We start from the raw sequence: 11972 nt of genomic DNA on the forward strand, positions 1-11972 counted from the left end.
GCGCTCGCTGCGATGCTCCGCCGGCTGTCGTCAGGCGCCGGTGCGGGGCCCCTCCCACAGGTCGATGCCGGCGTCCACGGCGTGCTGGTCGATCGCGGCCAGCTCCTCGTCGCTGAAGGCCAGGCCCTGCAGCGCGCCGACGTTCTGCTCGAGCTGCTCCACGCTGCTGGCGCCGATGAGCACGGTGGTCACCCGCGGGTCGCGCAGGGCCCAGGCCAGCGCCATCTGGGCCAGGCCCTGCCCGCGCTGCCCGGCGATGTCGTTGAGTGCGCGGACGTGCGTGAGCGCCTGCTCGGTGAGCAGGTCGGTCGACAGCGACTTGTCCTGGCTGGCCCGCGAGCCCTCCGGGACGCCGTCCAGGTACTTCGTCGTCAGCATGCCCTGGGCCAGCGGGGAGAAGGCGATGCAGCCGGCGCCGACCTGCTCGAGGGTGTCGAGCAGGCCCTCGGTCTCGATCCAGCGGTTGAGCATCGAGTACGACGGCTGATGGATGAGCAGCGGCGTCCCGAGGTCGGCCAGGATCGCCGCGGCCCGCGCGGTGTCCTCCGGGCCGTAACTGGAGATGCCCACGTACAGCGCCTTGCCCGCCTGGACGGCGCGGTGCAGCGCGCCCATCGTCTCCTCGAGCGGCGTGGTCGGGTCCGGCCGGTGGGAGTAGAAGATGTCGACGTACTCGAGGCCCATCCGGCGCAGCGACTGGTCGAGGCTGGCGAGCACGTACTTCCGCGAGCCACCGCCCTGGCCGTAGGGCCCGGGCCACATGTCGTAGCCGGCCTTGGTGGAGATGACCAGCTCGTCGCGGTAGGGCGCGAGGTCGTCGGCGAGGTGCCGGCCGAAGTTGGTCTCCGCCGAGCCGTAGGGCGGGCCGTAGTTGTTGGCCAGGTCGAAGTGGGTGATGCCCAGGTCGAAGGCCCGGCGGAGGATCGCGCGCTGGCGGTCGAACGGGACGTCGTCCCCGAAGTTGTGCCAGAGGCCGAGGCTGATCGCGGGCAGGTCCAGGCCGCTGCGGCCGGTGCGCCGGTAGGTCATGGAGTCGTAGCGGGCGTCGGACGCGCGGTAGGCCATGACCGCGATCCAACCAGCGCCCGCGCTGCCCGGCTCAGTCGCGGCCGAGGGCGGCGAGGCGCTCGGCCCGGGCGGCGCGCAGCAGGTCGGCCAGCCGCGGGTCCGTCAGCGTCTCGGGCCGTGCACGCGGAGCTTGCGGAAGGACGCGCCGGTGCCGTCGAGCAGGCCGGCGGGGTCGAGCGCGGCGCCGTGGTTGAAGCCCAGGTCGAGGACCCGCCCGTAGACGGCGAGGTGGGCGTGGTGCTCGGTCCTCTTCCTGGGCCCGACGCCGTAGCCGACGGTCGCCTGGCGCGGCCAGACGACGCGGACGACGTCCGGGTCGGTGCGCCGGACCAGCTCGTCGGCAGCGCGGACGAGGGCGGCCACCTCGGGGCCGACGGCGGCGAGCAGCGCGTCGAGGTCGTCGGACACGGTGCGCCCTCCTCCCCTGGTGAGGCCGGTCGGCCCTGGCGCAGGCCCGGTCAGGGCCTAGGGTCGGGGACGACAGTCTCCGCCGCCGTCCTCCGGGAGATGACCGTGCTCCGCTTCCTCGGACTCCTGCTGGTCGTCTGGCTGGTGATCACCGTCATCGGCGCCGTGGTGGAGGGCCTGTTCTGGCTGGCGGTCGTCGGCCTGCTGTTCTTCCTGGTCACCGCCGCGTTCGGCTGGGGGAAGCAGAAGAACCGGCTCTGACCGGGGTCACCGCCGCAGGGCCACCGGGACGCCGGCCAGCTGGCGGGACACCCCGCGGGCGGTGGCGATGACCGCGGGCACGTAGCTGGGCGCCGAGGTGTCCTCCGGGGGGACGACGACCGACACGGCGGCCACGACGACTCCGCCGCGGCCGACCACCGGCGCGGCGACGGCCAGCGCCGGCAGCGGCATCGTGCTGGTGGCCACGGCCACCCCGGAACGGCGCACCTCGGCGAGGATCCGGCGCAGCCGACCGGGCTCGGTGACGGTGCGCGGCGTGAACCGCTCCAGCGGCCCGGCGAGGACGGCGTCCTGCTCCTCCTTGGGCGCCCACGCGAGCAGGACCAGGCCGACCCCGCTGGCGTGCAGCGGCAGCCGGCCGCCGATGCGCGTCGCCGTCGGGACCGCCGACCGCGTGGCGAAGTGCTCCACGACGAGGGCCGCACCGGCGTCCCGCACGGCCAGCTGGACGTTCTGCTCCGTCGCCTCGTAGAGGTCCTCGAGGAACGGCCGCGCGGTGTCCCGCAGGGCGCTCGCACGCGGCGCCGTCGCGGCCACCTCCCACAACCGCAGGCCCGCGCGGTACCGCCCGTCGGGCTGGCGCTCCAGGCCGCCCCAGGCCGCGAGCGTCTGCACCAGCCGGTGGGCCGTCGACAGCGGCATCCCGGTCTGCCGGCCGACCTCGGTGGCCGAGAGCCCGGCGGGGGCGGCACCGATCGCGTCGAGCACCGCGCAGACCTTCGACGCGACGCTGCGCGACTCCTTGTCGGACACCCGGCCTCCATCGTCTCTGCCGCGAGTTCTCCCGACTATAGGGAGGACTGTTGTCGGGGACACAGTGATCCGGGTCCCATGTCCTACAGCGACCGGGGAGGCGATCCCCGGTACGACGACCCCGGGCGCGGGCCCTCGCCCGCCCCGTCTCCCCTTGCCGTCCGGCGTGTCCGGACCCTGTCCGCGGAGTTGACGTGTCCATCGACGTACTCGCTGTCGTCGTGCTGCTCGTGGTGTTCCTCGTCGGCACCGTCAGCACGGTCAACATCGGCGCCCTCGCGCTGGTCGGGGCCTTCGGCCTCGGCACGCTGGCGCTCGGGGAGGACCTCCCCACGATCCTGTCCGGGTTCCCCGCGAACCTGTTCATCCTCCTGTTCGGCATCACCTACCTGTTCTCCGTCGCCGCCGCGAACGGCACGACGGAGTGGCTGGTGATGTCGATGGCCCGCCTGGTGCGCGGCAACGCCCGGGTCGTGCCGCTGCTGCTGTTCGCCGTCACCGCCGCGGTCACCTCCGCCGGGGCCCCCGGCCAGGCGGCGGCCGGGATCATGGCGCCGATCGGCATCAGCCTCGCCCGCGAGTTCGGCATCCGCCCCCTGCTGGCCGGCCTGATGGTCGTCACCGGCGTCGGGGCGGGCACCTTCTCGCCGCTGTCCACCCTGGGGATCATCGCCAACGAGGCCGTGGCCAGCGAGGGCTTCGACGTCAGCCCGGTGACCCTGTGGCTGGGCACCCTGGCCTTCAACGTCGTCCTCGCGGTCGCGGTGTACCTGGTCATGGGCGGCCTGCGCGCCACCGGGGAGCGGCTGGACGACGCCGTCCGCGCGCCCGGGAGCCCGGCCGACGGCAGCGGCACCCCGCTGGAGTCCGCGCCCACGGCGGGGACGGGCGCCGGCGGGGCGGCGACCGCGGTCCGGACGGCGGCTCCCGCGCCGGTCCGCCCCCGGCTCGACGCCGCCCGGGCCACCACGCTGGTCGCGATCGCGCTCGTCGCGGTGGGCTCGCTGGTGTTCGACCTGGACATCGGGATGCTGGCGATCGTCGCCGCCGTCGTGGTGCACACCGTGTTCCCGCGCAAGGAGAACACCGCCCACATCAGCTGGAACGTCATCCTGCTGGTCTGCGGGCTGGTCACGCTGATCGAGGTGCTCGACCGCGCCGGCACGATCACCCGGATCGGTGAGGGCGTCGCCGGCGTCGGCTCCCCGGTGGTCAGCGCGCTGCTGCTGTGCGGGGTGGCCGCGCTGGTGTCGGCCTTCGCGTCCAGCACCGGCGTGATCGGCGCGATCGTGCCGCTCGCCATCCCGCTGATGGCGCTGGGGCACCTGTCCCCCACGGCGCTGCTGATCGCCATCGCGCTGTCGGCCACGGTCGTCGACGCGAGCCCCTTCTCCTCCGTCGGCGCGCTGGTCGTGGCCAGCGCTCCCGAGGACCAGCAGCGCTCGGTGTCGCGGAAGCTGCTCACCTTCGGCCTGGCGATGATCGTCGTCGCGCCGCTGGCCGCCGTCCTGCTGTTCGTCCTGCCGGCCCAGCTGGGCTGACTCCCACCCACCCACGGAAGGAGTGCGACCCATGGCCGCGCCCGTGTTCACGATGGCCTGCCAGGCCTACGACCGCATGCAGCCGCTGCGCGACGGCACCGTCCGCGTCGGCGGCGCGGAGCTGAACTTCCTGGACCTGCCGGTCGAGGAGACGTTCTTCCGGATGCTCAAGTTCGGCGAGTTCGACATCGCCGAGCTGTCCCTGTCCAGCTACGTCATGACGCTGAGCAAGGGCGCGCCCTTCGTCGCGGTGCCGGTCTTCCCCTCCCGGGCCTTCCGGCACAGCGGGATCTACGTCCGCGAGGACTCCGACTTCAAGGACCCGGCCGAGCTCACCGGCGCGACCGTCGGGGTGCCCGAGTACCAGATCACCGCCTCGGTGTGGATCCGCGGCACCCTCGCCGAGCACCACGGCCTGCCGGTGGAGTCGGTGCGCTACCGCACCGGCGGGCTCGACGAGCCGGGCCGGACGGAGAAGGTGCGGCTGGACCTGCCGCCGGGGGTCGAGGTGTCCCCGATCGGCCCGGCCGACACGCTGTCCCAGCTGCTCCTCGACGGGGAGCTCGACGCGGTCTACAGCGCCCGCAACCCGGGCCCGTTCAACACCCCGGGCGGCGGCGGGATCCGGCGGCTGTTCGCCGACCCCGCGGAGGTCGAGCGGCAGTACTCCGCCCGGACCGGCATCTTCCCGATCATGCACACGCTGGTGATCCGCCGGGAGGTCTACGAGCAGCACCGCTGGCTGGCCCGAGAGCTGGTCAAGGCCTGCGCGACGGCCAAGGACGTCGGCCTGGCCGGCATCGGCGAGACCGCCGCCCTGCGCTACGCCCTGCCGTGGCTGTGGGCCGAGGTCGAGCGCACCCGCGCCACCCTGGGCGAGGACTGGTGGCCCTACGGGCTGGAGCCCAACCGGACCACGCTCGAGACGTTCCTGCGCTACCACGCCGAGCAGGGGCTCTCCCCCCGGCGGTACGAGCCCGAGGAGCTCTTCGCCCCGGAGTCGCTGGCCGCGTTCGTCATCTGACCCGCGCGTGGTCTGACGTGCGCGCAGCGCCCCCGGCCCGAACGGGCCGGGGGCGCCCGTGCGCTCAGTGCCGGTGCTGGAGGACCCCGCGGATGGTCGTGCCCTCGCGCTGGTCCCGGTAGCCCCGCTCGATCTCGTCCAGGGCGTACCTCCGGGTGATGAGCTCGTCGAGCCGGAGCCGGCCCTGCTCGTAGAGGCCCAGCAGCCGCGGGATGTCCCGGTGGGCGTTGCACATGCCGAAGAGGGCGCCCTGCACGCGCTGCTCGAAGACGGTGGCGATGTTGCCGGGCAGGCTCACCGTCTTCTCCAGCGTGTGGTCGGCCAGCCCGGTGAGCACCAGCGTGCCGCCCTTGCCCAGGCAGCGGTGCGCCCCGGCGATGATCCCGGTGTCCGTGACGCCGGTGGTCACGATGACGACGTCGGCGCCGGTGCCGCGCGAGAGCTCCCGGGCCAGCGCCGCGGCCTCCTCGGTCGTGGCGACGGCGTGCGTGGCGCCCAGCGTCCGGGCGAACTCCCGGCGGAAGGCGACCGGGTCGACGGCGACCACGTGCTGGGCCCCCACGCCCGCCGCCCCCTGGACGGCGTTGCAGCCGACCCCGCCGGTGCCCACGACCACGACCACGTCGCCCGGCCGCACCGGCCCGGCGTTCACCGCGGACCCCCAGCCGGTCGGCACGCTGCACGCCATGAGCGCGGCGACGTCCAGCGGGTGGTGGTCGTCGATCTTGACGCACGAGTACTGCGACAGCAGCGACGTCTCGGCGAATGCCCCGACGATGCAGAACCCGCCCAGCGGCTCGCCGTCCAGCGTGAACGGCCAGCCGCCGCCGGGGAGCCGGCCGGTGGCGATGGTCGCGCCCAGGTCGCACAGGTTGGACCGGCCCGAGGCGCACCAGCGGCAGTGGCCGCAGGTGGGGAGGAAGGCGGTCACCACGTGGTCGCCGGGCGCCAGGCCGGTCACGCCCGCACCGACCGCCCGGACGACGCCGGCGCCCTCGTGCCCGCCCACGATCGGATAGCGGGCGCTCTCGAACCGCAGGTGCTCGTCGGAGTGGCACAGGCCCGCGTAGGCCATGTCGACCAGGACCTCACCCGGGCCCGGGTCCCGGACCTCCAGGTCGACGACCTCCCAGTCGCCGGGTCCCCGCAGCACGGCTCCGCGTGTCCTCATGCACCGTCTCCTCGACTCGCGTCCGGACGGCGCGACGACCGCGTCCCGCGCACCGCCTCCGGTGGCCCCCCGGCCACGGGGACACCCTGCCGCACCGGTCCGGGCCTGTCCGCGCTCGGGCTCGACCCGAGGTGGACCGCTGATTCCGGGACCAACGGCCCTGCGCGGGGCACCGCCCGCTCGGCACCGTGGAGACGGCTCACCCGACACCCGTCCCGAGGAGCACCGCGTTGACCGTTGCCGCGCAGCCGCCCCGCCCCAGGACCGCCCCCACCGCCGTCGCGCGCCCCCGCCGCATCCCGGGCGGCACACCCGACGGACGGCGCTGGGAGCTGCTCGTCGAACCCACCGGGGTCACCGTGGTGATGTCCGCCGTGGCGGTCGCGGAGGCGCACGTGTGGGAGCCCGACGGCGAGGTCGTCGTCGAGTTCTGGGCCGACGGCCCCGACCTGCCGGACCCGCTGAGCGCCCAGCTGGTCGAGCAGGCCTTCGCCCACCCCGCCGTCCGGGCGCACCGGCCCATCCTGGTCTGCGCTCCCCGGCAGGACGGCACGCTGGTGCAGGAGGCACGGCGGCGGATCGAGGGCGCACGAACGCGGGCCGCCGGGACGACCTGCCTGATGGAGGGCCGCGTCGGACCGGGCCCGATCGTCCCCCGGCCGCGGGCCGCCGGTTCCTGAGCCGCCCGGGCCGCGTCTCGTCGGTCGCCGGCGGGATCGGCGTGCGCGCCGGTCCTCGCCTGCAAGACTCTGCCGTCGACCGAGAGGACCGGTGTGCGATGCCCGAGAACGAGCCGGTGGTGGTGGACGTGCCCGGGGCCGGCCGTTTCGAGGTGCGGGTGGACGGCGAGGTCGCCGGCTTCGCCGAGTACCGGCGGACCGCGTCGTCGGTCGCCTTCACCCACACCGTCATCGACCCGGCCTTCGAGGGCTGGGGGCTGGGCTCGGTGCTGGCGCGCGGCGCCCTGGACGCCACGCGGGCGGCGGGCCACGCCGTCCTGCCGTTCTGCCCGTTCATCCGCGGCTACATCCAGCGGCACCCGGCCTACCTCGACCTCGTGCCCGCCGAGCGGCGGGAGCAGTTCCGGCTCGCCCCCTCCGCCGACCGCTGACGCCCCGACCCGAGAGGACGCACCCCGATGACGACCACCGCCCCCGACCCCGCTGCACTGGAGGCCGAGCGGGCGCGCATCCGCGCCGCGTACCTGCGGCCGGCCGGCGAGCGCCCCGCCACCACCGCCCGCGGCCTGCACCACACCGCGCTGATCAGCAGCGACGTCGAGCGGACCGTGCGCTTCTACCAGGACGTCCTGGGCTTCCCGCTGACCGAGCTGATCGAGAACCGCGACTACCCCGGCTCCTCGCACTTCTTCTTCGACATCGGCAACGGCAACCTCATCGCCTTCTTCGACTTCCCCGGCCTGGACGTCGGCCCCTACGCCGAGGTGCTGGGCGGGCTGCACCACATGGCCATCAGCGTCGACCCCGAGCGCTGGCAGGAGCTGGTGCGGCGGCTGACCGCCGCCGGGGTGCCGCACGAGGTGCACAGCGGGGTGTCGGTGTACTTCCGCGACCCCGACGGCGCCCGCATCGAGCTGATCGCCGACCCGCTCGGGGAGATGTACGGCCACCAGGTCCTGTGACCGCCCCCCGGCGGCGGCCGGACCGCTCGCCAGCCGCCGCCGGGACCGCTGTGCCACCGCCGGGACCGCTGTGCCACCGCCGGGACCGCTGTGCCGCCGCCGGGACCGCTGTGCCACCGCCGGGACCGCTGTGCCGCCGCCGGGACCGCTGTGCCGCCGCCGGGACCGCTGTGCCGCCGCCGGGACCGCTGTGCCGGAGAGCACGTCCGCGGAGTCTCTCGCCCCGACCTGCCCGTCCTCCCCATGCACACCAAAGCGTGACGACCGTCACGGCGACAGTTCACATGACCCAACGTAACGTTTTGGCTGCGTTCCGCAGATGGGAGCGTGGCGCCGGTCCGCCAAACCCTGCCCACCGGTAGCCGTCTCCAGAACCTCAGGGCAGGGGTGGGGGACCCACGTTCCACGGCGCTCCGGCCGAACGGCCGGGCGCGCCTCGGGGTGAAGCCGCGACCCGCGGCCGGGCACCGATCGTCCGAACCCGACAGCTCACCTCGCCGGCGGTGATCGGAGATCACCCATGGCCAAGCACCGTGCGCCGCGCTATGTCCGGACCAAGAAGGTCATCGCCAAGGCCCCCGTCGCGGCAGGGGCCACCGTCGTCGGACTCGGCGTCCTGAGCACCCCGGCATCCGCCGCCACCACCCACGACTGGACCGGCGTCGCCGAGTGCGAGTCCGGCGGCGACTGGAGCATCAACACCGGCAACGGCTACTACGGCGGGCTGCAGTTCAGCCAGTCCACCTGGGCCGGCTACGGCGGGACCGAGCTCGCCCCCCGCGCCGACCTCGCCACCCCCGCGCAACAGGTCGAGATCGCCGAGAAGGTCCTCGCCGGGCAGGGCATCGGCGCGTGGCCGACCTGCGGGAAGCAGCTGACCGACGGCACCACGCCGGCCGCTGCCGGGACGCCGGCACCCGCGCCGGCCGCCGCTCCCGCGGCCCCGGCTGCCGCCCCGGCCCCGGAGGCCGCTCCGGCCCCGGCCGCCGCCCCGTCGGACGTCTACACGGTCCAGCGGGGCGACACGGTGGCGGGGATCGCCACCACGTTCCACCAGCCGTGGCGGGAGCTGTACCAGCGCAACGTCGGCGTCATCGGCAGCGACCCGACCCTGATCTTCCCCGGTCAGGTGTTGCTGGTCGCCGGCGCCGCGCAGGCCGCCGTCGCGCCCGTCGAGGTGGGCACCGTCGGCAACTCCGCGCCCGTGGCTGCCGCCGCCCCGGCTCAGGCCGTGGCCGCTCCGGCACCTGTTCCAGCGGTCGCGCAGATCACCAACAGCGCCGGCGCCGTGCGGCCGCAGGCCCAGGCGGCCGCCGACGCGGTGGTCAGCAACGTGGCCGGCGCCGCCGGCATCACCATCGGCGGCACCCGCGGCAGCGCGGTCGACCCGCACGGGCACCCGTCCGGGCTGGCCCTGGACTACATGGTCCTGTCCGACGCGGCCCTCGGCGACGCCATCGCCCAGTACCAGGTCGACCACTGGGACGAGCTCGGCGTCGAGTACGTGATCTGGCAGCAGCGGATCCTGACTTCGCCGACCGGCACCTGGAAGGCGATGGCCGACCGTGGCGGCGTGACGGCGAACCACTTCGACCACGTCCACGTGAACTACCGCGGCTGACCCCTCCGAGCCCGGGTCTCCGACACCACGGCAGCGACCCCCCATCCGTCCGCGGGTGGGGGGTCGCTGCCGTCGCGGGTGGGGGGTCGCTGCCGTCCGCCGCTGGGGGGCGCTGCCGTCCGCGCCCCGGGATGCGGCCCCGGCCGGGCCGACTCCCCCACCCGGGGTGGACCCCCGTCGGGGACGGGACCCCGCCGATCACCGGCCCGTAGAGTCCGGGACGTGCCCTACCGCCATGTCCCGATCGCCGCTGCGAAGGCCGATCTGTTCAAGGCCCTGGGTCATCCCCTGCGCGTGCTGGTCCTGGAGCAGCTGACCCAGGGAGAGCGGACCGTCGGGGAACTCGCGACCCAGCTCCAGGTGGAGATGTCGCAGCTCTCCCAACAACTCGCGGTCCTCCGGCGGGCTCAGGTCGTCCTCGCCCACCGCTCGGGCTCGGCGGTGCGCTACTCGCTGCGGGACCCGAGGACCTCGCAGCTGCTGGCGGTGGCGCGGCAGCTGCTGGTCACGGAGCTGACCTCCACACGAGACCTCCTCAGCGACCTCCTCGAGACCACCGACGCACCGGGCGCGACGATCCCGCCGGCCGAGGCCCCGACCCGGGCAGCGCCGCCGACGTCATCCGGATCGCTGGAACAGGGCGTCCGCTCCGGTCAGCTGTAGCACCCGGTCGACCCGCTCCGAGGCGGACCGCAGCACGAGCGTCCGACCCTGCCGGTCGGCCACCTGGGCCAGCTCGACCAGCAGGGCGACACATGCCGCGTCCAGGAAGGTCACCTCGCCGGCCTCGATGGCCGCGATCGGCGGCAGCCCGCCGGGGTGTTCGCGCCGGAGACGCTCGACGACGTCCACGTCGACCTCGCCCCGCAGCCGGAGCACCCGTCCCCCGGCCTCGGCCTCGATGCTGGCCGAACCGTCGGGACCTCCGCGCACACGCCACCCCCGGCCATCCCCCGCAGCGCTCGCCGATGTGTGAACATCGTAAAGTAGCCAACCGGGCGGGCGTCCATCGTTGCACCAGGCACGGCCCGGCGGCGGGGCGCTCGTGGGCCCGCGGCCCGCGGCCGGCCCAGACTGCGCCCCCTCGTCCCGACGGCTCCCGCCGGCGAGAACGCGACCGGATCCGTCCAGCAGCGGGCGATCCTCGGAGGACGACGTCGCGCTGGTCGCCATCCGGCTGCACCGTCAGGACCGTCCCCGGCCCGACGAGGCCGGTCCGCGGTGGGTCCCGGACGGCATTCCGGACGACGACGCCGGTCGCTGACCGGCGACCATCCGGGAACGCGGTCGATCACCTGGTTCCGGCGTGGTGGGCAGCCGGTGCAGCGGCCCTCGCGGTGCAGCGCCCCTCGCGGTGCGCCTCCCTCGCGCTGCAGCGCCCGCCGGGTGCCTGCACGTCGCGGCCGGTGACGGCGGCTCGGGCACGTCTCCGGCCGGCGCCGAGACGGGACCGCCCCGGCCGCACGAGGCGGCCGGGGCGGCACGACGAGGTCCCGAGCAGGCGGGCCTCCGGTGGGTCCGGTCAGCGCACCCGGCACCGACGTCCCGGCGTGCGCCGGGGAGCGCACCGGGTGGGCCTGGATCAGAACCCGGCCTGGCTCACCCCGTACTCGGCCTGCTCGGGGGTGAAGCCCTCGTACTCCAGCTGCTCGATGAGCCCCGAGCGCGAGAAGGACGAGTAGTCGAGGTAGTCCCTGGCGGACTGGGCGGCCTGCTCGTTCCAGTCGACGTCCAGGCGGTCGACGGCCCACGTCGCGTCACTGGTCGAGTAGCCCTCGTACTCGAGCTGCTCGATGAGCCCGGAGCGCGAGAAGGACGAGTAGTCGAGGTAGTCCCCCGCAGACTCCAGCGCGTTCTCCTGGCCGACCGTGAGATCGGGTGCCGGATCGGGCGCAGGAGCCGGGGCAGGCGCGGGAGCGGGCGCAGGTGCCGGTGCGGGAGCCGGAGCAGGCGCGGGGGCCGGCGGAGGAGTCGGGGCGACCTCCTCGACCGGCGGCGCGGTAGCAGAGGAAGGCTCCGAGGCCGGAGCCGGCGAAGGAGCCGGGGCGACCTCCTTGATCGACGGGAGCGGAGCGGAGGAAGGTCCCGACGCGGGTGCCGACGTCTCCACCACGGGCGCGCTGGAGCTGGCGACGGGGGCGCTGTCGGTGTCCTCCTTCGGCGCGACGGCTGCGCCCAGCACCGCCACGGCCAGCACCCCGGCCGGGATGAGGAACCGCTTCTGCCTGAACCAGGGGTGCCTCGGCGGCGTGGGCAGGCTCGGGCCGGGCTGGGCGGGCGGCTGCCAGGAGCCCTGCGGGATCCCGTACGGCGGCTGGGGCTGGGGAGCGCCGACCTGCTGCCTGGGCGACTGGGATGGAGGGCCGACCGGGGGCCGGTTGTCGGCCGGGGGCGTGGGGCCGGGCTGGCCGCCGTGGTCGTGGGGGTTCGGCTGAACCCCTCCTGGCTGGGTCACGAAGGGA

At 74.8% G+C, this 11972-nt stretch carries 14 protein-coding genes and 1 riboswitch; of the genes, 8 read left to right on the forward strand and 6 right to left on the reverse strand.

Translation table 11 applies throughout. The annotated features are described in order from the left end of the window. Positions 1-30 precede the first annotated feature (30 nt). Both mgrA and ACI79C_RS10230 read right to left on the reverse strand, forming a co-directional pair. The gene (gene mgrA, locus ACI79C_RS10225; RefSeq protein WP_456945538.1) at positions 31-1065 is read right to left on the reverse strand and encodes an L-glyceraldehyde 3-phosphate reductase; all 1035 of its coding nucleotides are present in this window, start codon (positions 1063-1065) and stop codon (positions 31-33) included. 105 nt (positions 1066-1170) lie between these two features. Continuing rightward, positions 1171-1476 (reverse strand): hypothetical protein, encoded by a 306-nt coding sequence (locus tag ACI79C_RS10230; RefSeq protein ID WP_456945539.1) that lies wholly within the window; start codon positions 1474-1476, stop codon positions 1171-1173. 99 nt (positions 1477-1575) lie between these two features. On the opposite strand from ACI79C_RS10230, the gene ACI79C_RS10235 reads away from it, so the two are divergent. Continuing rightward, positions 1576-1737, forward strand: coding sequence for a hypothetical protein (locus ACI79C_RS10235; RefSeq protein ID WP_456945540.1), 162 nt, complete (start codon positions 1576-1578; stop codon positions 1735-1737). A 6-nt stretch (positions 1738-1743) separates the two neighbouring features. Here the strand turns inward: ACI79C_RS10235 and ACI79C_RS10240 are convergent, their stop codons facing one another. Continuing rightward, positions 1744-2511 carry an IclR family transcriptional regulator gene (locus ACI79C_RS10240; RefSeq protein ID WP_456945541.1) on the reverse strand — a complete coding sequence of 256 codons (768 nt, stop codon included), beginning with the start codon at positions 2509-2511 and terminating at the stop codon, positions 1744-1746. Between the two features lie 194 nt (positions 2512-2705). Here ACI79C_RS10240 and ACI79C_RS10245 point away from each other — a divergent pair, with 194 nt between their 5' ends. Next, positions 2706-4052: an SLC13 family permease gene (locus tag ACI79C_RS10245; protein ID WP_456945542.1), complete on the forward strand. Its 1347-nt coding sequence runs from the start codon at positions 2706-2708 to the stop codon at positions 4050-4052. A 31-nt stretch (positions 4053-4083) separates the two neighbouring features. Continuing rightward, complete coding sequence (locus ACI79C_RS10250) at positions 4084-5076, forward strand: hypothetical protein (RefSeq protein WP_456945543.1); 993 nt, start codon at positions 4084-4086, stop codon at positions 5074-5076. A 64-nt stretch (positions 5077-5140) separates the two neighbouring features. Here ACI79C_RS10250 and ACI79C_RS10255 read toward each other — a convergent pair whose 3' ends face one another. Beyond that, a complete protein-coding gene (locus ACI79C_RS10255; RefSeq protein WP_456945544.1) occupies positions 5141-6247 on the reverse strand; it encodes an NDMA-dependent alcohol dehydrogenase in 1107 nt (368 codons plus the stop codon). Positions 6248-6477: 230 nt separating this feature from the next. Between ACI79C_RS10255 and ACI79C_RS10260 the strand changes: the two genes are divergently transcribed. From ACI79C_RS10260 to ACI79C_RS10280, 5 genes are all read left to right on the forward strand, one after another. Continuing rightward, positions 6478-6927, forward strand: coding sequence for a hypothetical protein (locus ACI79C_RS10260; RefSeq protein WP_456945545.1), 450 nt, complete (start codon positions 6478-6480; stop codon positions 6925-6927). Positions 6928-7025: 98 nt separating this feature from the next. Beyond that, on the forward strand, positions 7026-7358 hold the full coding sequence (locus ACI79C_RS10265) for a GNAT family N-acetyltransferase (RefSeq protein WP_456945546.1): 333 nt from the start codon (positions 7026-7028) through the stop codon (positions 7356-7358). A gap of 27 nt (positions 7359-7385) precedes the next feature. After that, positions 7386-7889 (forward strand): VOC family protein, encoded by a 504-nt coding sequence (locus ACI79C_RS10270; RefSeq protein ID WP_456945547.1) that lies wholly within the window; start codon positions 7386-7388, stop codon positions 7887-7889. A gap of 356 nt (positions 7890-8245) precedes the next feature. Further along, positions 8246-8407, forward strand: a riboswitch (cyclic di-AMP (ydaO/yuaA leader). Positions 8408-8409: 2 nt separating this feature from the next. Next, positions 8410-9510 carry a LysM peptidoglycan-binding domain-containing protein gene (locus ACI79C_RS10275; RefSeq protein ID WP_456945548.1) on the forward strand — a complete coding sequence of 367 codons (1101 nt, stop codon included), beginning with the start codon at positions 8410-8412 and terminating at the stop codon, positions 9508-9510. Between the two features lie 222 nt (positions 9511-9732). Then, entirely contained in the window at positions 9733-10173 is a 441-nt protein-coding gene (locus ACI79C_RS10280) for an ArsR/SmtB family transcription factor (RefSeq protein ID WP_456945549.1), read from the forward strand. Here the strand turns inward: ACI79C_RS10280 and ACI79C_RS10285 are convergent. Next, entirely contained in the window at positions 10129-10443 is a 315-nt protein-coding gene (locus ACI79C_RS10285; protein WP_456945550.1) for an STAS domain-containing protein, read from the reverse strand. The genes ACI79C_RS10280 and ACI79C_RS10285 overlap by 45 nt on opposite strands. Before the next feature lie 649 nt (positions 10444-11092). After that, complete coding sequence (locus ACI79C_RS10290; RefSeq protein ID WP_456945551.1) at positions 11093-11965, reverse strand: Ltp family lipoprotein; 873 nt, start codon at positions 11963-11965, stop codon at positions 11093-11095. Positions 11966-11972 lie beyond the last annotated feature (7 nt).

It is taken from the genome of Geodermatophilus sp. SYSU D00697 (assembly GCF_054050175.1).